Here is a 26,164-nt window from a genome sequence, read left to right as displayed (position 1 = left end):
AATCGAGGCCCGCAGAATCGGCCGCCGAGTGCCTCCGGCACAGCTTCCTCTTTCTGGCCTCCATGAATTTCCAACAGTTGCGCTCCGTGCGCGAAGCCGTTCGATGCGGCTTCAATCTCACCGAAGCGGCCCATGTGCTGCACACCTCTCAACCGGGCGTCAGCCGCCAGATCCGTGAACTCGAGGACGAACTCGGCCTGGCGCTGTTCGCGCGGTCCGGCAAGCGCCTGACCGGCCTGACGGCGCCCGGCGACCACCTGCTGCCGATCATCGAGAAGGTCCTGCTCGAGAGCCAGAACCTGCGCCAGGCAGGTCAGGAGTTCCTCGCGCAGGAAGAGGGTCTGCTGTCGATCGCCGCCACCCATTCGCAGGCCCGCTATGCGCTGCCGATCGCGGTGCAGGAATTCCGCGGCCGCTTCCCCAACGTGCAGCTGCACCTGCGGCAGGGTTCTCCCAAGCAGATCGCGCAGATGCTGCTCGACGGCGAGGCCGACGTCGGCATCGCCACCGAGGCGCTCGGCGACTATCCGCAGCTGGTCGCGCTGCCGTGCTTTCGCTGGACCCATTCGGTGATCGCGCCGCCCGGCCATCCGCTGCTCGACGGCCCGCTGACCATCGAGCGCCTCGCCGCCTGGCCGCTCGTCACCTATGACAGCGGCTTCACCGGCCGCACGCGCATCGACCAGGCTTTTGCCGAGGCCGGCCTCAAGCCCGACCTCGCGATCACCGCAATGGACGCCGACGTCATCAAGACCTACGTCGAACTCGGCATGGGAGTAGGGATCGTCGCGGGCATCGCCTTCGAGGCCGAACGCGACCTGCGGCTGCGCGCGGTCGACGCGGGCCACCTGTTCGGCATCAACCTGACCAAAGTCGCGGTGCGGCGAGGCGCCTACCTGCGCACCTTCGTCTATGCCTTCATCGAGGCCTTCGCCCCGACGCTGGACCGCGCCACGATCGACGAGGCACTGGGCCAGGGCAGCAGCGAGGACGAGAGCGCGCCGGTGCCGCGCTCCGCGCTGGCGCAGCTGCTCGCGCATGCACCGGGCGCCGATGGCGCCACCTCGCCGCGGCACTGATGCCGCCGGCGATCAACCTTCATTCCAGAGGAGAACCCACGATGAGCCACGAGAAACCATCCGCCTTCGACACCAGCATCGGCGACCTGCGCATCCGGCGCGTGGCCGGCAACATCGGCGGCGAGGTGCAGGACATCCGCCTCGGCAGCCACCTGTCGGCCGACGTCATCGAGCAGCTGAACGCCGCGCTGGTCAAGCACAAGGTGCTGTTCTTCCGCGACCAGAAGCACCTGGACGACCAGGAGCACCAGGCCTTCGGGGCGCGCTTTGGCCGCACCGTGGCCCATCCGACCGTGCCGGCACCTCAGGGCACCAAGCTGTTCGAGCTCGACGCTTCCAAGGGCGGCGGCCGTGCCGACTCCTGGCACACCGACGTGACCTTCGTCGATGCCTTTCCGAAGATATCGATCCTGCGCGGCGTCACGATCCCGGCCTACGGCGGCGACACGGTCTGGGCCAACACGGCCGTCGCTTACGAGCGCCTGCCGGCGCAGCTCAAGCAGCTTGCCGACACCCTGTGGGCAGTTCACAGCAACGACTACGACTATGGTGCCGATCGCGTGGTGGTCGAGGAAGAACGGCTGCGGCATCACCGCAAGGTCTTCGTGTCGGCCGTCTACGAGGCCGAGCATCCGGTGGTGCACGTGCATCCGGTTTCGGGCGAGCGCGCGCTGCTGCTCGGCCACTTCGTGAAGAAGCTCGTCGGCCTCACGAGCAGCGAATCGGCGCGCATCTTCGAGCTGCTGCAGAACCGCGTGACCCGGCTCGAGAACACGGTGCGATGGAACTGGCGCCAGGACGACGTCGCGATCTGGGACAACCGCGCGACCCAGCACTTCGCGATCAACGACTACGGCAGCCAGCCGCGCCTGGTACGCCGCGTGACGGTGCACGGCGAGACCGCGGTGGCGCTCGACGGCCAGCGCAGCCGCACGCGCAGCCGGCCCGAAGCCACCAACGACGCGCACATCGACGAACTCATCACCGCGACCGCCTGAGGCCGCCCGCTTCATCGCATCGTCTTCCGGACCCATCCCATGACCCATTCATCCACTCTCGATCCGCAGCGCCGCCGGCTGTTGCAAGCCACGGCCGCACTGGGTGCCGGCGCGCTGCTCCCGGGCCTGGCCGCAGCCCAGTCGGGCAGCAAGAAGTTCGCGGGCGTGACGCTCAACGTCTCGACCTTCAGCGCTGCCTATCCCAAGCTGCTGCAGCAGTGGCTGCCGGAGTTCGAGGCCGCGACCGGCGCCAAGGTGAACTTCGACGCCCCCTCGTTCCCGGTCTACAACCAACGTGCCGATCTCGAGCTCTCGACCAAGGGCTCGGCCTACGACGTGGTCAACGTGACCTTCATCTACTCGAGCCGCTGGATCAACTCGGGCTGGCTGACGCCACTCGACGACTTCATCAGGAACCCCAACCTGACCGCGGCCGACTGGGATGTGAACGACTTCCTGGCCGGCGCACGGGCGCCCGAGACCGGCCGCGACGGCAAGCTCTACGGCATTCCATGGACCGCCGAGGCGCTGCTCACGGCCTCCTCGCGCTTCGACCTGGTCGAGCAGGCGGGACTCGGCTTTCCCGACACCACGGACGACCTCGTGAAGGTGCTGCGTGCGGTCAACAAGAAGGAACGCGTGGCCGGCTTCGTGGCCGACAACCACTACGGCTGGACCTTCGTGCCCTACCTGCACGCCTTCGGCGGCGACGTGTTCCGAAAGGCACCCGACGACCTGTTCCCGACGCTGGACACGCCCGAGGCCATCGCGGCGGGCGAGTACTACGCCAACCTGCTCAAGGAGTTCGGCCCCGATGGCGCGATCACTTACCAGCCCGACCAGGTGACGCAGGCGCTCAAGCTCGGTCGCGTCAACTTCACCGATGCCGGCCAGCTGCACCTGGCGCAGCTCGGCGACCCGGCCACCAGCAAGACCATCAAGACCGTGAAGTTCGGCCTGGTGCCCAAGGGTCCTGCCGGCCGCTTCCCGGGCACCGCGGTGCACGGGCTCGGCATCCCGACCGGCTCGAAGAACAAGGAAGCCGCCTGGGCCTTCATCCAGTGGGCGCTCAGCAAGCAGACCACGGGGCGCGCGGTGGCCGCGGGCTACGGTTCGCCGGCGCGCCGCTCGGACATCGACTCGCAGGTCTTCCGCAGCAAGCAGGTCATCAACGGCAGCGATCTCGCCAAGCTCTCGCTCGATTCGATCGAACTCGCCAACAAGAGCGGCCACATGAAGTACCGCACGGTGGCGGTGTACCCGCAGGTCGACCAGCAGCTCAACAAGGCGATCGAGCTGATCGCGAGCGGGCAGCTCTCGGCCAAGCAGGCCTTCCAGCAGGCGCAGGCCAACACCATCGCGGAGCTGCGGCGCTCCGGCGAGAAGCTCTGAGGGCGCCGCGGTGACGCAGGCCATCGCCATCGGCGGTTCGAGGATCGACCGACCTGGCCGTTCGGCGAGCTGGGAGCAGGAGCGCCGGCGCGCCTTCCTGCTTGGCCTGTCGCCTTCGCTCGCCGTGCTCCTCCTGATCACACTGGTGCCGGCGGTCGCGCTGCTGGTGGCGAGCTTCACGCCGCTGCAGCTCACCGATCCTGCAGGCACCTTCCGCTTCGACGACCCGCTGGTCAACTACCGGCATCTGCTGGAGGACCAGCGCTTCCTTGCCTCGATCGTGGTGCAGATCAAGCTGTCGGTGTCCAGCGTCGCGCTGCAGCTCGGAGTCGGGCTCGGACTCGCACTGCTGCTCGACGGCAAGTCGCGCGTGCTGGAAGGCGCGCGCACCCTGTTCCTGATCCCGATGGTGCTGCCGCCCATCGTGGTCGCGCTGATCTGGAAGATCGTCTACACGCCCGACATCAGCCCGATGCACCGCGCGCTCGAGGCGCTCGGCTGGCCGGTGCGTTCGCTGATCGCCAACCCGGACACCGCACTGTGGGCGATCGCGCTGGCCGACACCTGGCAATGGTTTCCCTTCACCATGCTGATGGTGCTGGCCGCGCTGCAGATGATTCCCGACGATCCGATCGAGGCCGCCACGCTCGAAGGCGCGAATCGCTGGCAGCTGTTCCGCCACATCGTGTTTCCCTACATCCGCCCGGTGCTCGTGGTCTGCGCGCTGTTCCGGCTGATCGACAGCTTCAAGGCCTTTCCGCTGATCTACGTGCTGACCAATGGCGGCCCGGGCTCGGTGACCGAGGTGACGAACTACTACGGCTTCATCCAGGCCTTCAATTTCTCCTACTGGGGCTACGCCAGCGCGATCGCCACCGTGATGCTGGTGGGTGTCTTCGTGCTGAGCTGGCTGATCGGCAAGCTGGGAAGGAGCCGCCATGCCGAGCGCTAGCAGCACCTGGGCTCTCGACAGGATCGAGGCGGCCCACGAGGAAGGCGTGTCGACCGCTTCCGCCACGCACTTCGCGCCTGCGGCACCCGTGGCGCGACCCTCCGAAGGCGCGCGGCGCGGCCGCTCGTGGCTGTCGCGCCATGGTCGCGCGATCACGGTGGCGCTGTTGCTGCTGCTGGTCCTGTCGCCCTTCCTCTGGCTGGTGCAGCTCGCCTTCCGGCCGGCGGCCGACATCTTCGAGGACAGCCTGCTCTTCACGCCAACGCTCGAAGGCTTCGCGAGCCTGCTGCAGGGCAACTTCCTGAAGTCCTTCGGCAACAGCCTGCTGGCGAGCACGCTGTCGACCGGCTTCTCGCTGCTGATCGGCGTGCCGGCCGCCTATGCGCTCACGCGCTGGAAGTTCAAGGGCCGCGACCGCATCGCGCTGTGGATTCTCGTGACACGCATGGCGCCGCCGATCGCCTTCACGATCCCGTTCTTCCTGGCCTACCAGTACCTCGGCCTGCAGGACACCGTGATCGGCCTTGCGCTCATCTACCTGACCTTCAACCTCGCGATCGTGATCTGGCTGATGCAGACCTTCTTCGAGGCCGTGCCCGCTTCGCTCGAGGAAGCAGCCTGGATCGACGGCTGCGGCATCTGGCAGGCCTTCTGGCGCGTGTCGCTGCCGCTCACCGCGCCCGGGCTGGCTGCCACCGCGGTGCTGTGCTTCATCTTCTCGTGGAACGACTTCTTCTATGCGCTGATCCTGACGCGCACCAACGCCATCACGGCACCGGTCGCGATCGTCAACTTCCTGCAGTACGAAGGCTGGGAGTGGACCAAGATCGCCGCCAGCGGCACGCTCGTGATGCTGCCGGTGGTGGCCTTCACCGTGCTCGTACGCAAGTACCTCGTGCACGGCCTGACCGCCGGCGGCATCAAGGACTGATGGCCCCCACGCTCCCTCACTCACACATTCACATGGCTTCCATCACCATCCGCCACCTGGCGAAGAACTTCGGGCCCACGCCCGTCATCCGTGGCATCGACATCGACATCCGGGACGGCGAGTTCGTCGCGCTGGTCGGGCCCTCGGGCTGCGGCAAGTCGACGCTGCTGCGCATGATCGCGGGCCTCGAGAGCGTCGACGCCGGCGAGATCCGGCTCGGCGATGGCCTCATCAACGACGTGGCGCCGCGCGACCGCGACGTCGCGATGGTGTTCCAGAACTACGCGCTCTATCCGCACATGACGGTGGGCCGGAACCTCGGCTTCGGCCTCACGATCCAGGGACTGCCGCGCGATGAGATCGCGCGCCGGGTACGGCAGGCGGCCGACACGCTGGGCCTCGGCGAGCTGTTGGAGCGGCGCCCGGGCCAGCTCTCCGGCGGCCAGCGGCAGCGCGTGGCAATGGGCCGCGCGATCGTCCGGCAACCCCAGGCCTTCCTGTTCGACGAGCCGCTGTCGAACCTCGACGCCAAGCTGCGCGTGCAGATGCGCACCGAGATCAAGGCGCTGCACCAGCGGCTCGGCACCACCACGGTCTACGTGACGCACGACCAGGTCGAGGCCATGACGATGGCCGACCGCATCGTGGTGCTGAAGGAGGGCCGCATCGAGCAGATCGGCGCGCCGCTCGAACTCTACGACCGGCCACGCAACGCCTTCGTGGCGGGCTTCATCGGCTCGCCGGCGATGAACTTCATTCCGGGCCGGCTGCAGCTCGATGGGGCCCCGCACGTGCTGACCGACGACGGCCTGCGCCTGCCGCTGGCCTCGGCGTCGCGCGGCACGCACGGCGACCGCGTGCTGTACGGGACCCGCCCCGAACACTTCACGATCGACCCGGACCGCGGGCTGTCGGCCGACGTGATCGTGGTCGAGCCGACGGGCGCCGAGACCCAGGTCGCGTTGCGCCTGGGCGGCCAGACGGTGATGGCCGCATTCCGAGATCGCGTCGGTGCCCGGCCCGGCGACCGGCTGCCGCTGTGGCCCGTGGCCAGCGAGGCGCACCTGTTCGACGGCGCGGGGGGCGAGCGGCTCAACTGAGCCGCGGCCGAGGGCGGTGCGCCCGCCGAACTGCGTCCTACATCTGCCTTCGCGTTGCGCCGACCCACACGGCGCGTGCATCATGCAGGCTGCACGAAAGTGCATCCATCCCATGAACCGGAGGTCGCCACATGGAAACACAGGAATTGCATCGCGGACGCCTGATCGATCACGTGCAGCTGGTCGTGCGCGACCTGGCTGCGAGCCGACGCTTCTACGAGGCGGTCATCGAGGTGCTGCAGATTCCGCTGGGCGGCTCGGGCGACAGCTACTTCTGGGTCGACGAGCTGTTCGTCTCCAGCGCGGACAGCGAGGCTGCAACGGGCCAGTTGACCGGCCGGCACCACCTGGCTTTCCAGGCCAGCGACAAGGCCACGGTCGACGCCTTTCACAAGGCCGCGCTCGCGCATGGCGGCACCGACAACGGTGCACCCGGCGAGCGGCCTTACCACCCAGGCTACTACGCCGCCTTCGTGCTCGACCCCGACGGCAACAACATCGAGGCCGTGTTCCACGGCGAGGCGAAGCGCAGCGCGCCGTCGGTCAAGGTGACCTTCTGAAGGCCTGCGCTCGAAGCCGGCACAACGAGCCTCGGCCGGCTTAGCTGCGAACCAGCGGTATCAGCAGCCGCAACGAACCCAGGCGCAGGTAAAGCGAAGCCCAGGCCGCCACACCGATCACGACGCAGGCAATCTGTGGTGGAGAGCCGATCTCGCCGAGCCTGAAGTGCGTGCAGATCGCGCCACCCAGGAAACCGGTCACGAGGATCGCGCCGAGCACCGAGGTCTTCGGGATTGCATAGAGCACCGCGCATGCAAGGATCAGCACGCCGAGCGCCGTCGACAGATTCATGGGGAAGCCGGTGGCCGCCATCTCCTTGTCAAGAATGCCGGGCGCGAACAGGTTGACGGCGCCATCGGCCAGCAGCACGAGCGTCACCAGCGCCCCGAGGATCCGGCCTGCCCATTGCGTCGTGCTTGTGGGGGTGTCGCGCGTGACTGTCTGCATTGCCTGGACTCCTTGCGGTTGAGGATGACCCGCGAGTGCCGCGGGATTGCGGTGGGCGATTCTAGGGAGTCGCGTCGCGAATTGCGGCGAATTCAATCGAGTTGCGGTATTTCAATTGGCCGATGAATCGATTGCATCAGGGTATTGACGCAATCTGTAACTCTTCTGTCCTATACTCATTTTTCCCCACAACATCACTCGGAGCAACATGGTTGCGGAGCACTCACGACGTAATTTCATAAAGCTCGGAGTCTTTTCGGGAATCACCGTCACGTTGGGCCGGCTTCCGGTGGCCGAAGCCATCGAGGTTCACTCCGGCCCGGACCCCGACCCCACGTGGATGGCGGCCAATGGCCAGGCGCGCTATCGATGGGACGGCATCCGCAAGGTCACCGGCGACAAGGTCTTCGCGCGCGACTTCCGGGCCCGCGACCTTCCCGGCTGGACCCCTGTCCAGGCCCACGCCTTCTTCATCAAGGCGACCCAGGCCGATCGCACCTTCGAAGGCGTGGACCTTTCGATACTCGGCGACGACCTCAAGCCCGACCGACTGCTGTTCAACGAAGACCTCGATCGCGATGGCGTGCGGGTGCCGCAACCGGTCGACCTCGGCACGCAGTTCTATGGCGCGCATTTCCTCGTGCCCAAGGGCACGACGCCCGAACTGCTGGGCCATCCGGTGGCATTGCTCGTCTACTACGACTTCGACCGCTTCGAGGCCGCCAAGCGCCTGCTGCGCTTCAAGCCCGAGGTGGTGCGCTATGGCGCCAGGACAGGCACCAAGCCGCCGCCCAACTACGGGTCCGCGCGCTATGTGCGCATCGGCGGCGCGACGCCCGGCGGTCCGCCCGAATACTCGCCGATGCAGGACTCCGTGATCTGGGGCGGCTTCGACGGCAACACGCCGACCTGGCCGTCGGCCTCTGCCACCGGCATGTTCGTTCCGCGATCGGTCCGCAACAAGTACCGCGGCGGCGGTGCCTACCGCGATCCGCTCAAGGTCGCGCAGGAGAACTACGAACCGATGCGCCGCGGCATGAACGCGGCCGATCGGATCGCGCAGGACATCGATGCCGCGAGTCGCAATCCGGACAAGCTGGTGCTGCGTCGCGAAGGCTTCTCGCAATCCATCGACCCGTCGGCCATGGAACCCGACAACGGCAACGCCTGGTACGACCGCGCCACGCGCACGCTGCACCTGCTGGTGGCTGCACAGTCCCCGTACGAAGTCGCGCGCGTGGCCGCCATGATGGTCAAGGGCAACACCCGCTTCCCGGTGGAACGGATCGAGCTCCTTTCCGGCACCACGGTGGGCTACGGATCGAAGGATCACTCGATCTTTCCGTTCTACGCAGTCATGGCCGCCATGTACGGCGAAGGCCGCGCGGTGCGCATCGCCAACGACCGCTACGAGCAGTTCCAGCTGGGCATCAAGCGACACTCGATCGCGATGGACGTCACCCTGGTCGCCGACCGCAAGACCGGCAAGTTCGAGATCCTGAAAGGCTTCTACAACTGCAACGGCGGCGGTCGGGCCAACTTCTCCTTCTCGGTGGCGCAGGTGGCGGCCACGGCGGCGCAGTCGATCTACTACTTTCCCAAGTCCGACCTCATCGGCGTCGCGATGGCGACCCAGGCGGTGGAAGCGGGCTCGATGCGCGGCTACGGCACCATCCAGGCCATGTCGATCACCGAGCTCATGGTCGACGAGGCTGCCGCCCAGCTCGGCATCGACGCCATCGAATTGCGCCGCCGCAATGCCATGCGGCCCGGCGACGCCAATACCGAGGGCGCGATCCAGACCGGCGACCCTCGCAACATCGAGATGCTCGATCGTGCCGCCGTTCATCCGCTGTGGCGCGAACGTGCCGCGCGCAAGACGGCCTACGAACTCGCCAATCCGGGACGCAAGTACGGCGTCGGCTTCTCGCAGGTGCAGAAGGACTACGGCACCGGCGCCGACACCAGCGCATTGCTGCTCGAATTCGATGCCAGCGGGCGCCTCACGATGCGCCACTGCATCCAGGAGATCGGCACCGGCGCCACCACGGCCCAGCAGGTGATGGTGCACAAGCTGCTCGGCAAGGTGCCCGACGAAGTCGACTTCGGCGTCACCGAGTTCGCGCAACTGCCGCTGGTGACCAACTGGGAGCCCTTCACCACGACCCAGCAGCAGCAGGACGAACTGGCGAAGAATCCCTTCTGGGTGCCGTTCCTGCTGCCGGCCATGAGCGCGTCGAACAGCGTCTACTTCATCGGCTTCGGCACCCGGCAGGCCGCGAACTTCCTGCTGCAGTACAGCCTGTGGCCGGCCGCGAAGGCCATCTGGTCGAGCGGCGTGGGTGGCGGCCAGATGGCCGGCACCTCGATCCAGTTCTCCGATCTGCGCGCCACGCCTGCCGGCCTCACGGCGGGCGGCCTGTCGCCCATTCCCTTCGACGTGCTCGCGCGCAAGGCGCACGAGATGGGTTTGGTCACGGGCGTGGCCCTGCATTGCTTCAGCCGCTGGGAGTGGACCACCGCGAGCTTCGACATTCCCGGTGTCGGCGTCACCCCGCTGCCCGTGGACGCACTCGCGGTGCGCTATGGAGACGGCGCACCGGCAGCGCTCAAGCGCCGCATGGACACGGGCGGCTACGACTACCTCAAGCGCACCCAGGTCAACTTCCCGCCAGCGCAGCGCAACAACGCCGGCGTGACCACCTATACGCCGGCCGCCTGCATCGTCGAGTTGAACGTCAACACCTTCACCGGCGCGGTCGAGGTGATGCGCCACCACAGCCTGGTCGATCCCGGTCCGATGGTGGTGCCCGAACTCGTCTCCGGACAGCAGCAGGGCGGCATCGCCATCGGCGTCGGCCATGCGCTCATGGAGAACCTGCCGCTCTACGAGGACGGACCCGGCGACGGCACCTGGAACTTCAACCGCTACACGCTGCCACGCTCCAAGGATGTCGCGGTCTGGAACCAGACTGCCGAATACCTGCCCCCGCTCGCGCCCAACGCACCGCCCAAGGGAATGGGCGAAGTGGTGATCATCCCGGTCGTGGCCGCCATCGGCAACGCGATCACGCATGCCATCGGCAAGCGCTTCTACGAACTGCCAATCACCGCCGACAAGATACGCAAGGCCCTTGCATGAGCATCGAGAAACTGCCCCTGACACTCACGATCAACGGAACCAAGGTCGGCCCGGTCGACGTCCCCGTGGGCATGCCCATGATCGACTTCCTCCACGGCTACCTGAATCTCACGGGCACGCACTTCGGTTGCGGCCAGGGCATCTGCCACGCCTGCACCGTGGTGGAGCTCAATGCCGACGGCACGACCACCGAGAGCCGCACCTGCATCTTCGGCGCGCATGCGTTCCAGGGCAAGTCGATCCGCACCATCGAAGGCCACGCCGAACGCAATGCTCAGGGCAAGGTGATCCGGCTCACGCCCGTGCAGCAGTCCTTCATCGACCACTTCTCGTTCCAGTGCGGCTACTGCACCGCCGGCTTCGTGGCCGGCGCCACCGTCTTCATCGACGGGCTCAAGCGCACGCCGGTGCGGCGCGCGCAGCTCCAGTCCGCGATCGAGAACTCGCTGAACGATCACCTGTGCCGCTGCACCGGCTACGTTCGCTACTTCGAGGCCGTGCGCCAGGTGGCGCTCGACACCCCCGGCTGCGTGATCGACTGAGGGGCGTGCGATGAACCGTCACCCCCTGCGCAACACACTGCTGGTCATCGTCGTGCTGGGCGCGATCGTGGCGCTGGCCATTCTCCTCGGCGCCTTCCGTTCCTCGAGCGTCGCGCCCGGGGTCGAACAGCCGCTGTCGGCCGACGAGATGAAGCGGCTGGTACCCAAGGGACGCGAGCTCGCGCTGGCGGGCGACTGCTTCGGCTGCCACTCGACCGCGAACGGACCGATGGCCGCCGGCGGCGTGCCGATCCCCACGCCGTTCGGAACGATCTATTCGGTCAACATCACGCCCGATCCCACCTTCGGCATCGGCAAGTACACGCGCGCCGACTTCCATCGCGTGATTCGCGACGGCGTCGCGCCCGGCGGGCGGAATCTCTATCCCGCCATGCCCTTCGTGTTCACGCACATCACCGAGCCGGCCGACATCGACGCCCTGTATGCATACATGATGTCGATCCCCCCGATCGCGCAGGCCAACCGCGTCTACACCGGTGCGTTCGCCCTGCCCGTGCGGCCGTTCATGAACTTCTGGACGCTGCTCAACTTCCCCGACCGCAGCGCGCCGGTCAACCCCGAACGCTCCGCGGGCTGGGTTCGCGGCGCCTACCTCGTCGAAGGCCTCGGCCATTGCGGCGCATGCCATTCGCCGCGCAATTTCATGATGGGCGTGGACTTCGGGCGCTCGCTCCAGGGCGGCTCGGTGGGCACGTACGACGTGCCGCCGATCACGTCGGCGGCGCTGGGCGCACGCAGCTTCGACCTGCCGTCGCTCACGCACTACCTGCGTACCGGCCAGTCGCCGCAAGGCACGGCCTATTCGGGCATGTCGACCGTCACCCATTTCTCGACCAGTGCGATGGCGCCCGCGGACACCGCGGCGATCGCGACCTATCTGCTGACCGATGCGAGCGGAAAGATCGTCACGCCGGCCAAGCCGCCGACGCCATTGCCCGCGGCCGCAGCGCCCGAGGCCGGCACCGGCATGGCGGCCGGCAGGCTGGTGTATCTCGCCTCCTGCGCCGGCTGCCACGGCGCCAGCGGCGAGGGCATTCCCAACGTGGCGCCAGCGCTGAAGGGCAACTCCACGCTCGCCATGGCCGAAGCGCGCAACCTGATCGCCGTGGTGATCAACGGCATCCCCACGCAGCGCTTTCCCGAGGGCCAGCGCATGTACGCGATGCCGCCGTTCGCCCACATCCTCTCGGAGACGCAAATCGCCGATCTCTCGACCTGGCTGCGTGCCGAATGGGGCGGCCACGCGACCCCGGTGGCTGCAGCGGAGGTACGTGCCGTGGAACCCGCGGTGCGATAAGGCAGCGAGTCGCCTCGGGGCGGGTGCCCCGACGGCGAATCGACGCGTCGGCAAGAACCGCTCGGCCGAACGAAGAATGGCGCCGCATGGCGCCATTTCTCATTGCCCGGCGGGCCGCCTAGTAGTTCGACCGCGTCGCGCCGAACTTGCCTGCTGCGCGCTTGCCGGCTGCGCCCGCGGCCCGCGCTTCGTCCTGGGCATCCAGCAGCACCGCGCCCGAGACGGCCACGAGCATCATGAACCCGGTGCCCAGGAGCCAGGAGAAATACCACGGGCCGTAGTCGCCGAGGATGACGGCGATGACGATGACGATGACGGAAATCACCATCGCGAGCGCATAGCGCATGACCATCGGAAAGGTGATGCGGCTCATAGCGCGTGCTCCGACTGCTTGACTGTATGGGGCGTGACCTTGCCTCGCATGACCCAGAAGGCCCAGCTCGTGTACCAGAGGATCAGCGGCATGAAGACGACCGTGAACCCGAGCATCCAGGCCAGCGTGCGCAGGCTGGATCCGGAATTCCAGACCGTGAGGCTGTGCGAAGGATTCGAGCTCGAAGGCATCAGGAACGGGAACATGGCAGCGGCCACCGTGCCGAGGATGCCGATCCAGCCGAGCACGCCGAACCACCAGCCCCAGGTGGAACGTCCACGCGACACGGCGCCGATGCCCAGCAGCATGCCGACGTAGGTGATTGCGGGCACGATCCACAGCACCGGATACGCACGGTAGTTGCTCATCCACGCGCCGGCGGCACGCTCGATGGTCTGGTGCAGCGGCGTCTGTGCGGCCGTGGGGTCAGGGCCGCGCACGAGCACGTAGCCGTCCAGCCACTGCACCCAGATGCCGCCGATCGTGAACAGCACCAGCGCGACGATGCCCGCCACGAGCGCCAGGCGGCGCGCGCGTCCATGCACCGGATCTTCACTGCCGTTCATGAGGATGGCGCCGCCCATGTAGATCGACATCGCGACCGACAGCGCGCCGCACAGGATCGCGAACGGATTGAACAGCCAGATGAAGCTGCCCGTGTAGTAGGAGGTGAGCCGCCAGTCGAAGTGGAAGGGCACGCCCTGAAGCATGTTGCCGATGGCGGCGCCGAACACGAGCATGGGCACGAAGCCGCTGACGAACAGGCACCAGTCCCAGCCGTTGCGCCACTTCCACGAAGGGCGCTTGCTGCGGTATTCGAAGGCCAGCGGCCGCACGATCATGCTCCAGAGGAGCACCAGCATGACCACGTACAAGCCGGAGAACGCGGTGGCGTAGACCAGCGGCCAGGCCGCGAAGATGGCGCCGCCGCCCAGGATGAACCAGACCTGGTTGCCGTCCCAGTGCGGCGCGATGACGTTGATGGCCACGCGCCGCTCGTCGTCGTTGCGCCCGACGAAGCGCAGGATCGTCCCCACGCCCATGTCCATGCCGACCATCACGGCCAGGCCGATGAGCAGCACGCCCAGGAGCAGCCACCAGATGAGTTTCAGCGCGAGGTAGATTTCCATGCCCGTTCCTTCAGGGGTCTAGTACGCAGCCGCGGGAACAGCGGAATGTCCCTCGTCACCGGCATGTTCGTCAGGTCCCTTGCGGATGAAATGAACCATCAGGTAGAACTCGATGATGGCGAAGATGGTGTACAGCACCATGAAGCCCGCGAGCGAGAACGCCATGTACTCGAAGCTGTGCGTCGAGGCGGACAACCAGGTCGGCAGCACCTCGTAGACAGCCCACGGCTGGCGACCCACCTCGGCGACCAGCCAGCCCATCTCGCACGCAAGGAACGGGATCGGGATCATCCACAGCGCCACGTGCAGGAACCAGCGCTGGTTCTGGACGTTGTTGCGCAGCGTGAAGAGACCCGCCATGACGAAGTAGGCGAGCATGAGCAGGCCAAAACCCACCATGATGCGGAAGGCCCAGAACACGATCCAGACTTCGGGAATCGTGTCGCGCGCCGCCCGCTGGATCTGGGCGTCGGTGGCCTTCGTGACATCGCCGTCGGCAACGTAGCGCTGCACCAGCGTGGCATAGCCGAAGTCCGCGCGATGCTTGTCGAACAGCTTCAGGGCTTCGGCGTCGTGCGGGTCGGCACTGAGCTTCTTCATGGCCGCCAAGGCCGGTATCCCGTTGCGTATTCGGACCTCCGCCTGTTTCACCAGCACGTCGGCAGCCGGGACGGACTGATCCCACGAATGGGTGACGAGCAGCGACAGCAGGGCCGGAATCTGGATCTCGAAGAGATTGCGCTGCTGGGACTGCGACGGGATCGCAATCGCATTGAAGGCCATCGGCGCCTTCTCGGTGGTCCAGAGGGCTTCCATGGCCACCAGCTTGGTCGGCTGCGCGTGCGCACCCACGAAACCCAGCGCATCGCCGAGCGTCAACACGCCCGCGGTAGCCAGGATGCCGAACAGCGACGCAATGCGGAACGAACGGCGGGCGAACTCGATATGACGCCCGCGCAGCATGTAGTAGGCGCTGATGCCGCACACGAAGATGGCAGCCACCACGTAGCCTGCGATGCTCGTGTGCACGAACTTGGCCTGGGCATCGGTGTTGAAGAACAGTTCACCGAAGCTGGAGAGTTCCATGCGCATCGTGACCGGATTGAAGATCGCGCCCTGCGGATGCTGCATGAAGCTGTTGGCCACCAGGATCCACAGCGCCGAGAGATTGGAGCCGAGCGCCACCAGGTAGGTGACCACCAGATGCTGTGCCTTCGACAGTCGATCCCAGCCGAACACCATGAGTCCGATGAACGTCGACTCCATGAAGAAGGCCATCAGGCCTTCGATCGCGAGCGGGGCGCCGAAGGTGTCGCCGACGAAGGCCGAATAGAAGGACCAGTTGGTGCCGAACTGGAACTCCATCGTGAGTCCGGTCGCGACGCCCAGCGCGAAGTTGATGAGAAGCAGCTTCGACCAGAACTGCGTCATCTGCCGGTAGATGACTCGGCCGGTGGTGACGTAGACCGTTTCCATCGTTGCCAGCAGGACCGTCAGGCCCAGTGTCAACGGCACGAAAAGAAAGTGATAGAGCGCAGTGGCTGCGAACTGAATACGCGAGAGATCTACTACGGTGTCGTCGACCATGGCATCGTGTGTGTCGTGCTCGTCTTGGAGCGGGCAGCGCAACTCGCGCGAATGCAGTGTCGTGTCTGACAGACACAGTGTCAATACTTGTGTACTAGTCTTTTCGGCAACGTCCTATCTGCACGTGTCATTGGCACGTCACCGTGACTCGTCGCGTCGAAAGATCCGGCCTTCTTCCATGTTCACGACTTCGTCGACCCACTCATCGACCTGCGTCAGGTCGTGGGTGATGACGAGAACGCTGCGCCCTACCATGCGGTAGAACACGCCTTGGAGAACCTTGCGCGCAGTTTCGGGATCGAGTCCTTCGGTCGGCTCGTCGAGCACCACGACCGCGGCCTTGCGCAGGAGGACGCGGGCAATGGCCAGCCGTCGCGCCTGGCCCGCCGAGAGACTCAGTCCGCCCTCGCCCACCGGCGTGTCGAGACCCAGGGGCTGCGCGGCGACGAAGTCCCGCAACTGGGCGGCGTCCAGTGCGTCGGCGATTGCTGCATGGTCAGCTTCGGGTGCGGCGAGCAACAGGTTCTCGCGCAATGTGCCGGTCATCAGATGCGTGTATTGCGTCAATACCGCAATGCGATCGCGCAGGTCTTCGGCCCGATAGCTTCGAAGATCATGCCCTCCGAATCGCACTTCGCCGGTGTAGTCCGAGAAGCGGACCCACACGCGGGCAATGCTGCTCTTGCCGGCGCCACTCGATCCCGTCACTGCCATCCGCCGTCCTTCGGGCAATGCGAGATCGATGGCATCGAGCGCAAGCCGCGCCGATCCTTCATGGCGCAGGCTCACGTTGCGCATCACGATGCCGTTGTCGACGGGAGTCGGCGATGCGCCTGCGGGATCCGGCATGGCGGGTGCCGTGTCGGCCAGCGCGAAGATGCGGCGAGCGGCCGCGACGACCTCGGTCGAACGCTGCATGGCCAGCGGCAATGGAGCCACGGCCTCGAAGGCGGCGAGCGCAGCCAGCGCAAGCATCGGCACCTCCGCGGGACCGAGCGCACCGTCGCCGGTCGCTGCGATGGCGATCAGGGCAGTCAGCCACATTGCGAGGCCGGCGCACAGGCCGACGACGCCTTCCGCCGAGACGGTGAATGCGCCGGCCCGCTTCTGCTGCGCGGCCAGGTCGTCACCGATGGCGGCGATCTCCTTCGCCTTGAGCCCGTTCGCGCCGTACGCTGCCAGGTCGCCCATGCCCTGCAGCGCATCCACCAGCGCCACGCGGAGGGCAGCATGGGCCTTGACCGCGGCCGCGCCCGGTGCGGCGCTCGCACGTCGGACGATCAGCGGCACGATCACACCGGCCGTCACCATCAGGGCGAACAGCACGATCGCGGCGGCAACGCTGCGCCACGCGAAGAAGGCGACGACGACCGTGGTGCAGGCCAGCGCCGTCAGCAGAGGGACATAGAGCCGCAGGTAGGCGTGCTGCAGCGTGTCGACATCGTTCTGGATCCGCGCCGCGAGATCGGCACCGCGCTCGTTCGCCAACTGCCCCGGGCCGAGCGGCTCCAGCTTGCGGAACAGCCAGACACGCAGTTGGGCGAGCAGCCTGAAGGTGGCGTCGTGGCTGGCCACGCGCTCGGCATACCGGCCGCCCGTGCGCAGGATGGCCAGGAAGCGGATGCCGACCGCGGGCAGGAAATAGTTCATCAGCACACCGGCCAGGCCCGCGATGGCCATGGCCGCGATGAAGTGGCCCGCGATGGCCATCAGGCCCACGCTGCCGAGCACGGTGATGGTCGACAGCAGAACGCCCAGCAGCATCCAGCGCCTGTAGGGCGCAAACAGGGCCAGCACGCGAAGCAGGATCTTCAGGTCGCTGCCCATGCGGCCTCCTCGTCGGCGCGCAGCATGCGCGCGAAGCGTGTATCGGCGGCGCCGAGTTCGGATGGCGAGCCGGCCTCCACGATGCGGCCGCCTTCCATGACGGCGATGCGATCGGCCAGCTGCACGGTGCGCAGACGATGCGCGATCACCAGCACGGTGCGGCCCCGCGCGAGACGGGCGAGCGCGGCGCCGACATCGTCCTCGAGTGCGTGGTCGAGCCCCGCGGTGCCCTCGTCCATCAGCACGACCGGTGCCGGCTTCAGAAAGGCGCGGGCCAGGGCCAGCCGCTGCGCCTGGCCGCCCGAGAGCGTGTGGCCATGCTCGCCCACCGGCGTCGCATAGCCGTCCGGGAGGGACATGATGAAGTCATGAATGGCCGCCGAGGTGGCGACCGCCTCCACGGCGGACTGCGGCGCATCCGGCTGCCCGAGCCGGATGTTGTCGCGTATCGATCCCGCGAAGAGGTAGGGGCGCTGCGGCACCAGCGCGACCTGCTGCAGCCAGTGCGAAGGCGAGATCGAGGCGAGGTCGTGGCCCGCAACCACGACGCGCCCGCCGTGCGGAACACGCTGTGTGGCGAGCAGCGACAGCAGCGTGCTCTTGCCGGAACCGCTGGCGCCGACCAGCGCAGTGACGGTGCCGGGCTCGAGCGCGAGCGTGGCGCCTTGCAGCGCCGGCGTCTCGCCGTAGGCGAACGCCACGTCCTCGAACGAGATCGCGATCTTCTCGGGCAGGCTTGGCTCGCCGGTTCCGCGCCGGGGCTCGGAGGCCTCCAGCACCGCCACGACGCCCTCCGCGGCAGCGAGCGCCTCCATGCGTGCGTGGTAGTCGGCGCCGAGCCGGCGCAGAGGCGCGTAGAACTCCGGCGCCAGCAGCAGCGCGAACAGGCCGACGCCGAAGCCCATCATGCCGTCGAGCAAGCGAAAGCCGATGAGCACCGCCACCAGCGCGATGCCCACCGTGGCGAAGAACTCCAGCGCGAGCGAGGACAGGAAGGCGACCCGCAGCACGGACATGGTGGTGCGGCGGTATTCGTCTGACACGCGAGCCAGCGAATCGGCTTCGCGTCCCGCGGCATTGAACAGCTTGATGGTCGTGAGATGCCTCAGCGCGTCCAGCAGCCGGCCCGACAGCTGGGCCAGCTTGCGCCATTGGCGCTGGTTGAGACGCTCGGTCCCGTGTCCGATGAGGAACATGAAGAGGGGAATGACCGGCGCCGTGACGAGCAGCACCAGGCCCGAGATCCAGTCGCGCGGCAGCACGACGGCCGCGATCGCCAGGGGCACGACGTAGAGCACCGCGAGGTTGGGCCTGTAGCGCGCGTAGTAGGGCTGCAGCGCTTCCACGCCGTCGATCACCACCGTGGCGAGGGCGCCCGAGCTGCGCGCCTGCACGTAGTCGGTGCCCAGGGCCTGCAGCTTGCGAACCAGGGCCGCACGCACATGGCCCTTGACTGCGATCGCGCCTCCGAGGGCCATGCGATCGGCCCATTGCGTGATGCCGAAGCGCACCAGCATGATCGGCGGCACCGGCAGCAGCCAGGGAAGCGCCTCGGCGAGCGTGGCGCCACCGACCACCACGAGGGCGATGCCGTAGGCCAGGAACCAGGCCTGCGGAATGACCAGGGCACCCGCGAAGGCGCCCAGCATTCCGGCGCGGCGCAGCGTGGACCCGGCACCGCCCTCCTGGTCGCGCAGCCACTGGATGAGCCGACGCCGCAATGCCGCCGACTCGGAATCGGCCAGCGGGGCTGCCGCGCTCAAGCGCGACTCCGCCGGGTATTGCCCTGGCGGGCCGGCGAACGGGAAGCGGGGGAACTCGATGCTGAAATAGTCATGCGGACGGAGGGCGCGGACACTGGCATCGTGATTCGCGTGAGAGGACGTTGCAACGTTTCGACAATATGCCACACCGATGTCGGCCCTTCGGCGGCATGTCCCCGTTCCTGATCGGGGTGCGCCAGCCCGCCGTCGCGCCGAGCCTTCACGGCCGCGTGGCTATCATGCGGCGATGCATATCGGAAGGCATTCATGAAGACCCAGGTCGCCATCGTCGGCGGCGGTCCCGCAGGCATGCTGTTGTCGGAGATGCTGCATCGCGCGGGCGTCGCCAGCGTGGTGCTCGAGCGCAGCAGCGAGGCCCACGTGCTGTCACGCATTCGCGCCGGCGTGCTCGAGCAGGGCACGGTCGATCTGCTGCGCAGCCTGGGCCTCGGCGAGCGCATGGACCGTGAAGGCCATCCGCACGACGGCATGCAGATCGTCTGGGCCGGGCGCGAGAACTTCATGATCGACGTCCATGCGCACCTGGGAAAGCGCTTCATGGCCTATGGTCAGACACAGATCCAGGAAGACCTCATGGCCGCAGCCCGGGAGCGGGGGCAGGTCGTGCTCAACGAAGTCGATTCGGTCCGGCTGGAAGACATCGAGAGCGAACATCCGCACGTACTGTTCCGCCGCGACGGCGAGGAGTTGCGGCTCGATTGCGATTTCATCGCGGGTTGCGACGGCTTCCACGGCGTCTCGCGCAAGGCCATACCGCCCACCGTGCTGCGCGAGTTCGAGAAGGTCTACCCCTTCGGCTGGCTCGGCATCCTTTCGCGCACGCCGCCGCTGGCCGACATCGTCTATGCCAACAACCCGCGCGGCTTTGCACTGGCCTCGATGCGCAGCCCGACGCTGAGCCGCTACTACATACAAGTGCCACTGGAAACGCGCGTGGAGGACTGGCCGGACGACCGCTTCTGGGATGAACTCAAGGCGCGCTTCCCGGCGGACATGGCCGCCTCCATCGTCACCGGACCCTCGATCGAGAAGTCCATCGCGCCGCTGCGCAGCTACGTGGCCGAGCCGATGCGTCACGGCCGGCTGTTCCTGGCGGGCGACGCCGCGCACATCGTGCCGCCCACGGGGGCCAAGGGGTTGAACCTCGCGGTGTCGGACGTGTTCTATCTCTCGCGCGCGCTGGCCGACTTCTACGCCACCGGCAGCACGCGGCTGATCGACGGCTACAGCGCGATGGCGCTCAGGCGCGTCTGGAGTTCGGTGCGCACGTCCTGGTATCTCACCAACCTGCTGCACCGCTTCCCCGATATGAGCGACTTCGACCAGCGGGCGCAGGAGTACGAGCTGCACTACCTGCAGACCTCGCACCATGCCCAGGCCGCGCTGGCCGAGCAGTATGCGGGGCTGCCTTTCGAGCCGCCCGAAGCCGCGGCCGTGCCGCCGCGCTGAGCCCGCGGCGCACGGCGCCTGCGGGACTCAGATCGCCAGTTCGCGCTCGATGTCCTGCGCCTTGCGGCGTGCCATCGCGAGGTTGGACTTGTTCTTGTCAAGCACGAGGTAGATGAACAGGCCTTCCTTGCGCGCGATCGGACGAATGATGTGGTACTGGCGGCCGAGCGTGATGAGGATGTCCTCGATCGCGTCGTTGAGGCCCAGCGCGCGCATCGTCTTCATCTTCGCCCGCACCACCTCGGTGTTGCCCGCCGCCGCCACTTCGAGGTCCACGCCACTGCCGGCCTGGCCGAGCACCATCCCGCTCTCGGAGTCGACGAGGGCGGCGCACATGGCACCGTCGATCGTCAGCAGTTCGTCCATCGAAGCCTTCACATTAGCCATCTTGAGTTTCCTTTTCCATCTGCGCCAGGTTGAATGCGAAGGCTGCCGCGGCGTCAGAGACTGCAGCCCTCGCGGTTGATTCATGCCCGTTCCAGGGCGCGTGCCGTCTGTCGCGAGAAGTACAGGAGCTGCCCCATCAGGGCCTCGCCGCCGGTCACGATGCTGAGCACCAGCGTCGTGTCCGGGCGCCGTGCCTGCACCATCACGATGTGGCCGTCGCCGGCCTGGATGACGACGTTGTGGGTCTGGCCGATGCGTCCTTCCTCGCCCGCGATCGCGGCCAGCGCGGCCATCGAGCCGGCCATTGCCGCGAGCCGCGTGGCATCGGCGTCGTTGAGGATGCGGGCTGCGACCTCGAAGCCGTCCTCGGTCGAGACGAGGCAGGCCTTGACGCCCTTGATCTCCTTCATGACGAGATCGACGGCGCCCTGGGCGGCCAGCTGCAGGAGGGGATTGGGTGTCACGCGGTTCAGCCTTCGTCGGCGTTGGTTTCGAGTTGGAGCAGCAGCATGTCGAGCAGGCGGATCACCTGGCCACGGTCGCGCACGTCGACCGGCAACACCGGACACAGCACGGCGTGCGCCTCCAGCCGTTCGGCGTAGCGGGCGAGACCCGGCTCGGGATGCTGGTCCAGCCGGCCAACCGCCACCACGCAGGCCGAGTCGGCGATCAGCCGCTTGAAGCCCGCAAGGTAGACCTCGAGATCGGCGAGCGGATCGGGACGCGAGTTGTCCACGAGGACCACGACGCCCAGCGCGCCGCGCGCGAGGATGTCCCACATGAAGTCGAAGCGCTGCTGCCCCGGCGTGCCATAGAGCCGCAGCTTCTCGCCGTTGTCGAGCGTCAGTTCGCCATAGTCGAGGCCGGCCGTGGTGGTGGCCTTTGCAACGCTCGCGTCGTTGTTGCGCACGTCGGTGCTGATCGGTGCAATCTCGCTGACGGCGCCGATCGCCGTGGTCTTGCCCGCGCCGGTGGTGCCGGTGAAGATGATCTTGTGTTCGCTCATGTCGACGACGGCCTTACCAGGAGGTCGAGGCGGTGCCGGATCCGCGCCAGCAGGCCCGAGCGTGCGGGCGGCAGGCGACCGGCGGCATCTTGATTGGCCGGCGCCGCGGCGGACACCGCTCTTCCATCCTCCGCCTCGGCCAGAAGGCCGGCTTCCTTCAACTCGGCGATGAATAGCGCGCAAGTCCCGGGCGCAGCGTCCGAACGCTGCTGCAGCCAGTCCGTCGTGAAGGGTCGCTTGACCATCAGCGCCGCCAGCTTCAGTCGCTCGGGCGTGCCGAGCAGTTCGGGCGCAGGCCAACGCAGCAGCTTCATCGGCGCGGGCTGCGCTTCGGTGGCCTGATGCGGCAGCGCGGCGTTGCGTGCGCCGATGCGCTGCTCGCCCAGGATGTTGAGTTCGGCTTCGAGCCCGTCGGCGCGCAGCGGCAGCGCGAGGCAATGGGGGCGACTCCCCGGCTGCGTGCTCAGCGTGAGCACCAGCGGCTGCGCCCCGCCCTCGCCCGCCGGCATCGGCCGCGGCACGTCGTCGGCGACGACACGCAGGTCCGGACTGGCCGGCCGGTACACCCAGCGCTGCAGTGTGCGATGGTCGAGCAGGCGAACGATGGCCTTGAAAAGGGTCTCTTCACGGTCGGACAGACCCTCCAGGGTGAACCCCAGGGTCGGGCGGGAAATGACTGCGGGATGCAATGTCGACATGAGACTTTCCGCTGTGTATGAATGTAATGTAGTGTTTCCAAATGCTTCAACGCAGCAAATTTTTGGCACTAGTTCACACAGCGGAATCGCTGTTTGGCGCGGCATAAATCGGAAGTATTCACTCTCGGCAACGGTGCGAGCAGTGCCCTCTGCGACCAGCCGCGCGAGCCGGTCGGCCGCATTGCCCCCGCATGCCGACGCCTACATCGCAATGGCCCGCGCACCGACTTCCCGCGATGCGCCGTGCGCCTAACTTCGTCGAACAAATACTCCAACTCACGAGAACCACGCACCATGCTCGGCATCGTCATCCCGGCGCACAACGAAGCACTCCTGATCGGCCGGGCACTTGCTGCAGTGGCAGAGGCTGCGCGGCATCCGGGACTCGAATCCGAAGCGGTTGAACTGATCGTGGTGCTCGATGCATGCACCGATGCCACAGGCCTGATCGCTGCACGTGCGGGCGCCCGCACCGTGAGCCTGCGAGCCCGGAACGTGGGCGTGGCGCGCGCCGTCGGCGCCGAGGCGGTCCTTGCGGCAGGCGCGCGCTGGCTGGCCTTCACCGACGCCGACACCATGGTCTCGCCGAGCTGGCTGGTCGACCAGCTCGCGCAAGGGGCCGACGCGGTCTGCGGCTCGATCGGCGTCGACGACTGGTCGGACCACGGCATTCACGCCGCGGCCATCGAAGCCCATTTCCTACGGACCTATTCCGACGTGGAGAACCATCGCCACATTCACGGCGCCAACCTCGGCGTCTCGGCCGAGGCCTACCGGCGTGCAGGAGGCTTCCGCCATCTGGCCTGCAGCGAGGACGTGGCGCTGGTACGGGCGCTCGAGGCCACGGGCGCGCGCATCGCCTGGAGCGCCAAGCCGCGCGTGGTCACCAGTGCCCGCCGCGAAGCGCGCGCCAGTGGCGGTTTCGCCGATGCGCTTCTCGCTGCGATCGCGGCCGGCCTCGCCGCCGTGGCGCCGACCGCGGCCACCGCGGCTTCCGTGACCGTCCCGTGAGGCCCGCGATGCTTGCACCCGTGACCGACGACGCCTTGCTGCGCCTTTGTCGCCAGCACCTGCAGGCGCTGAGCCTCGCCCACCTGGTCGAAGCCGGAATCGACCGCCTGCCGCTGCCGGGCGCCGGCGCCACGTTGCAGCGTTGGCGGGCGTTGTCGGAGGTGGCGGCACACGACCTCTCCCTCGTGAAGCTGTTCGAAGGCCACACCGATGCGCTCGCGATCCGCAGCGAACTCGGCGCTGCCCCCGCAGAGCCTGGCTCGCTCTGGGGCACATGGTGCGCAGAGCCGCCCGATGCCCGCGTCAGCCTGGTCGACACCGGCGGCGACGCCCGCCTGCACGGCACCAAGGCCTGGTGCTCGGGCGCCGCCAGCGTGAGCCATGCGGTCGTGAGCTGCTGGAACGCGGCCGGCGAACCCTGCCTGGCGGCCGTGGCGATGGATCAGGCAGGAGTCACCGTGACCGACTCCGGCTGGCACGCGGTCGGCATGGCCGCGAGCGGCAGCGTGGACGTGCGCTTCGACGGGGCGCTCGCTTCGCCGCTCGGCCGACCCGGCGACTATGTCAACCGGCCCGGTTTCTGGCAGGGCGGTGCCGGCATCGCGGCCTGCTGGTTCGGCGGCGCGCTCGGCATCGCGCGGATCGCGCGGCAGGCCTGCCTAAAGGCGCCCGACCCGCATCGCCGTGCACACATCGGCGCCATCGATACCGCGTTGGCCGGAGCTGCCGCCCTGCTGCGCGAGAGCGCGGCGTGGATCGACGCCCATCCGCGCGCCGACGCCCGCGAAGTGGCGCTGCGCACGCGGCTGGTGGTGGAAGAAGCCGCGCAGCAGGTGATTGCCCATGCCGGCCGTGCCACCGGCGCCGGCCCCTTGTGCCGCGATCCTCGCTTCGCGCGCGCCATGGCCGACCTGCCGGTCTTCATGCGCCAGAGCCATGCCGAGCGCGACCTCGCGGCGCTCGGCGAGATCGTCCTTGCCCCGGAGTCGTCACCATGGAAGCTGTAGCAGAGCGTGCCGGCGAAGACCGCGCGATTCGCGGTGAAGGCACGTCCGAAGCCGAATGGTCCGGCTGGCCGGGCCTGCGCACGCTGTGCCCGATCGACATCGACGAACTTGTGCCCGAAGGCAGCCGCGCGGTGATCGTCGCACCGCATCCGGACGACGAGGTGCTCTCGGTCGGTGGCCTGCTCTCGCAACTCGCGCTGCGCGGCAGCGAAATCCGCGTGATCGCCGTTACCGACGGCACCGCGAGCCACCGCGGCTCACGCGACTGGCCGGTGGAGCGCTTGGTGCGCGAACGCCCGCGCGAAAGCCGCGAAGCCCTGCAGCGTCTTGGAATCGACATCGAGCCGGTGCGCCTCGGGCTGCCCGACGGCGGACTGCACGGTCTCGAAGGCCTGCTTGCCGAACGGCTGCTGCCGCTGCTTTCACGTGACGATGTGATGTTCACGACCTGGCGCCGCGACGGCCATCCCGACCACGAGGCCACGGGCCATGCCTGCGCCTTCGCGGCGGCGCGCAGCGGCGCCCGGCTGGTCGAGGTGCCGGTCTGGGCCTGGCACTGGGCCGTGCCCGGCGACGCGCGACTGCCGTGGACGCGGGCACGCAGGCTCGCGCTCGATGCCGACGGTGTCCGCCGCAAGCGCGAAGCGGTGCAGGCTTTCACGAGCCAGCTCGAGCCCGATGCCTCGACGGGCAGCGCACCGATCCTGCGCGCGAGCACGGTCGAACGGGCCGCACGGCCCTTCGAGGTGTTCTTCGCATGACCGATGCTGCGGCCGCTGACGCGAGCGCCGGTTCGGACCGGTACTTCGACGATCTCTACGGCGCCAGCGAAGACCCCTACGGGCTCTGCGATCGGTGGTACGAACGGCGCAAGCGTGCGCTGATCCTCGCCGCATTGCCGCAGCCGCGTTACCGATGCGCCTTCGAGCCCGGCTGCGGCATCGGCGCGTTCACGCTCGCGCTCGCGGGCCGCTGCGATGAACTGGAGGCCAGCGACCGATCGGCGCGCGCGGTCGAACTCGCCCGGCAGCGCACCGCACAGCTCCCCCATGTCCACGTCACGCGCCAGGACCTGCCCGCCGACTGGCCGCAAGGCAGTGGCCGCTTCGACCTGATCGTGGTCGCCGAGCTCGGCTACTTCCTCGACGACGCGGCGATGCAGGCGCTGGCCCGCTGCTGCGCCGACTCGCTCACCGATGACGGCACGCTGGTTGCCTGCGACTGGCGGCCTGATTTCGCAGAACGCAAGCTCGCCACCGATGCGGTGCATGCGCATCTCGAGGCGCTCGCGATGCCGCGGCTGCTGCGCCATGTCGAGGACGATTTCGCGCTGCAGGTGTGGTGCCGCGATGGCCGCTCGGTGGCGCAGCGCGAGGCCATTCGCTGACGCGTGCCGGTGCCTTGTGGGCGGGTTTCGTGCTGCGACGCAGCAAGCGGCACCCC

25 protein-coding genes are annotated in these 26,164 nt (G+C 67.7%); 15 read left to right on the top strand and 10 right to left on the bottom strand.

The annotated features are described in order from the left end of the window. Positions 1-62: 62 nt before the first annotated feature. The 7 genes from QTH87_RS19535 (at position 63) to QTH87_RS19505 (ending at position 7,012) form a co-directional block, all read left to right on the top strand. A complete protein-coding gene (locus QTH87_RS19535) occupies positions 63-1,079 on the top strand; it encodes a CysB family HTH-type transcriptional regulator (RefSeq protein ID WP_286611638.1) in 1,017 nt (338 codons plus the stop codon). Between the two features lie 41 nt (positions 1,080-1,120). Next, entirely contained in the window at positions 1,121-2,077 is a 957-nt protein-coding gene (locus tag QTH87_RS19530) for a TauD/TfdA dioxygenase family protein (protein WP_286611637.1), read from the top strand. A gap of 39 nt (positions 2,078-2,116) precedes the next feature. Then, positions 2,117-3,469 (top strand): ABC transporter substrate-binding protein, encoded by a 1,353-nt coding sequence (locus QTH87_RS19525; protein ID WP_286611636.1) that lies wholly within the window; start codon positions 2,117-2,119, stop codon positions 3,467-3,469. A 10-nt stretch (positions 3,470-3,479) separates the two neighbouring features. Beyond that, positions 3,480-4,421: a carbohydrate ABC transporter permease gene (locus QTH87_RS19520; protein WP_286611635.1), complete on the top strand. Its 942-nt coding sequence runs from the start codon at positions 3,480-3,482 to the stop codon at positions 4,419-4,421. Continuing rightward, positions 4,408-5,352 (top strand): carbohydrate ABC transporter permease, encoded by a 945-nt coding sequence (locus QTH87_RS19515; protein WP_286611634.1) that lies wholly within the window; start codon positions 4,408-4,410, stop codon positions 5,350-5,352. The genes QTH87_RS19520 and QTH87_RS19515 overlap by 14 nt, the downstream gene beginning before the upstream one ends. A gap of 32 nt (positions 5,353-5,384) precedes the next feature. Next, positions 5,385-6,452: an ABC transporter ATP-binding protein gene (locus tag QTH87_RS19510; RefSeq protein WP_286611633.1), complete on the top strand. Its 1,068-nt coding sequence runs from the start codon at positions 5,385-5,387 to the stop codon at positions 6,450-6,452. 131 nt (positions 6,453-6,583) lie between these two features. Continuing rightward, a complete protein-coding gene (locus QTH87_RS19505) occupies positions 6,584-7,012 on the top strand; it encodes a VOC family protein (protein WP_286611632.1) in 429 nt (142 codons plus the stop codon). 40 nt (positions 7,013-7,052) lie between these two features. Here the strand turns inward: QTH87_RS19505 and QTH87_RS19500 are convergent, their stop codons facing one another. Further along, positions 7,053-7,460: a DoxX family protein gene (locus QTH87_RS19500; RefSeq protein WP_286611631.1), complete on the bottom strand. Its 408-nt coding sequence runs from the start codon at positions 7,458-7,460 to the stop codon at positions 7,053-7,055. 274 nt (positions 7,461-7,734) lie between these two features. Here QTH87_RS19500 and QTH87_RS19495 point away from each other — a divergent pair, with 274 nt between their 5' ends. The 3 genes from QTH87_RS19495 to QTH87_RS19485 are packed head-to-tail and all read left to right on the top strand — an operon-like array spanning position 7,735 to position 12,462. Further along, entirely contained in the window at positions 7,735-10,602 is a 2,868-nt protein-coding gene (locus tag QTH87_RS19495; protein ID WP_444812814.1) for a xanthine dehydrogenase family protein molybdopterin-binding subunit, read from the top strand. Then, positions 10,599-11,144, top strand: coding sequence for a (2Fe-2S)-binding protein (locus tag QTH87_RS19490; protein ID WP_286611629.1), 546 nt, complete (start codon positions 10,599-10,601; stop codon positions 11,142-11,144). The genes QTH87_RS19495 and QTH87_RS19490 overlap by 4 nt, the downstream gene beginning before the upstream one ends. A gap of 10 nt (positions 11,145-11,154) precedes the next feature. Then, the gene (locus tag QTH87_RS19485) at positions 11,155-12,462 is read left to right on the top strand and encodes a cytochrome c (protein WP_286611628.1); all 1,308 of its coding nucleotides are present in this window, start codon (positions 11,155-11,157) and stop codon (positions 12,460-12,462) included. Positions 12,463-12,580: 118 nt separating this feature from the next. On the opposite strand, the gene QTH87_RS19480 is transcribed toward QTH87_RS19485, so the two are convergent. The 5 genes from QTH87_RS19480 to cydD form a co-directional block, all read right to left on the bottom strand. Next, positions 12,581-12,835 carry a hypothetical protein gene (locus QTH87_RS19480; protein WP_286611627.1) on the bottom strand — a complete coding sequence of 85 codons (255 nt, stop codon included), beginning with the start codon at positions 12,833-12,835 and terminating at the stop codon, positions 12,581-12,583. Continuing rightward, positions 12,832-13,965, bottom strand: a complete 1,134-nt coding sequence (cydB, locus tag QTH87_RS19475; RefSeq protein ID WP_286611626.1) for a cytochrome d ubiquinol oxidase subunit II — start codon at positions 13,963-13,965, stop codon at positions 12,832-12,834. Before cydB ends, QTH87_RS19480 begins: the two co-directional genes overlap by 4 nt. Before the next feature lie 18 nt (positions 13,966-13,983). Next, positions 13,984-15,552 (bottom strand): cytochrome ubiquinol oxidase subunit I, encoded by a 1,569-nt coding sequence (locus QTH87_RS19470; protein ID WP_286611625.1) that lies wholly within the window; start codon positions 15,550-15,552, stop codon positions 13,984-13,986. Positions 15,553-15,690: 138 nt separating this feature from the next. Beyond that, on the bottom strand, positions 15,691-17,316 hold the full coding sequence (cydC, locus tag QTH87_RS19465; RefSeq protein WP_444812820.1) for a thiol reductant ABC exporter subunit CydC: 1,626 nt from the start codon (positions 17,314-17,316) through the stop codon (positions 15,691-15,693). Positions 17,317-17,363: 47 nt separating this feature from the next. Next, a complete protein-coding gene (gene cydD, locus QTH87_RS19460; protein WP_286611623.1) occupies positions 17,364-19,142 on the bottom strand; it encodes a thiol reductant ABC exporter subunit CydD in 1,779 nt (592 codons plus the stop codon). Between the two features lie 267 nt (positions 19,143-19,409). Between cydD and pobA the strand changes: the two genes are divergently transcribed. Beyond that, positions 19,410-20,612, top strand: coding sequence for a 4-hydroxybenzoate 3-monooxygenase (gene pobA, locus QTH87_RS19455; RefSeq protein ID WP_286611622.1), 1,203 nt, complete (start codon positions 19,410-19,412; stop codon positions 20,610-20,612). Positions 20,613-20,639: 27 nt separating this feature from the next. On the opposite strand, the gene QTH87_RS19450 is transcribed toward pobA, so the two are convergent. The 4 genes from QTH87_RS19450 to QTH87_RS19435 form a co-directional block, all read right to left on the bottom strand. Then, complete coding sequence (locus QTH87_RS19450) at positions 20,640-20,999, bottom strand: hypothetical protein (protein WP_286611621.1); 360 nt, start codon at positions 20,997-20,999, stop codon at positions 20,640-20,642. An 80-nt stretch (positions 21,000-21,079) separates the two neighbouring features. After that, positions 21,080-21,463, bottom strand: a complete 384-nt coding sequence (locus tag QTH87_RS19445; RefSeq protein ID WP_286611620.1) for a roadblock/LC7 domain-containing protein — start codon at positions 21,461-21,463, stop codon at positions 21,080-21,082. 5 nt (positions 21,464-21,468) lie between these two features. Further along, entirely contained in the window at positions 21,469-22,005 is a 537-nt protein-coding gene (locus QTH87_RS19440) for a GTP-binding protein (RefSeq protein WP_286611619.1), read from the bottom strand. Next, on the bottom strand, positions 22,002-22,694 hold the full coding sequence (locus tag QTH87_RS19435; protein WP_286611618.1) for a hypothetical protein: 693 nt from the start codon (positions 22,692-22,694) through the stop codon (positions 22,002-22,004). Before QTH87_RS19435 ends, QTH87_RS19440 begins: the two co-directional genes overlap by 4 nt. Before the next feature lie 303 nt (positions 22,695-22,997). Here QTH87_RS19435 and QTH87_RS19430 point away from each other — a divergent pair, with 303 nt between their 5' ends. From QTH87_RS19430 to QTH87_RS19415, 4 genes are read left to right on the top strand one after another with little or no spacing between them, the layout of a single operon-like run. After that, entirely contained in the window at positions 22,998-23,714 is a 717-nt protein-coding gene (locus tag QTH87_RS19430; protein WP_286611617.1) for a glycosyltransferase family 2 protein, read from the top strand. Between the two features lie 8 nt (positions 23,715-23,722). Further along, positions 23,723-24,721 (top strand): acyl-CoA dehydrogenase family protein, encoded by a 999-nt coding sequence (locus tag QTH87_RS19425; protein WP_286611616.1) that lies wholly within the window; start codon positions 23,723-23,725, stop codon positions 24,719-24,721. Continuing rightward, positions 24,709-25,482 (top strand): PIG-L deacetylase family protein, encoded by a 774-nt coding sequence (locus QTH87_RS19420; RefSeq protein WP_286611615.1) that lies wholly within the window; start codon positions 24,709-24,711, stop codon positions 25,480-25,482. Before QTH87_RS19425 ends, QTH87_RS19420 begins: the two co-directional genes overlap by 13 nt. After that, positions 25,479-26,108, top strand: coding sequence for a class I SAM-dependent methyltransferase (locus QTH87_RS19415; protein WP_286611614.1), 630 nt, complete (start codon positions 25,479-25,481; stop codon positions 26,106-26,108). Before QTH87_RS19420 ends, QTH87_RS19415 begins: the two co-directional genes overlap by 4 nt. The last annotated feature ends 56 nt before the right edge of the window (positions 26,109-26,164 follow it).

It is taken from the genome of Variovorax jilinensis (assembly GCF_030316885.1).
GTDB classification, from domain to species: Bacteria; Pseudomonadota; Gammaproteobacteria; order Burkholderiales; family Burkholderiaceae_C; genus Variovorax; species Variovorax jilinensis.
Note: the sequence above shows the minus strand (reverse complement) of the source record. Positions and strands in the feature narration are given on the sequence as shown.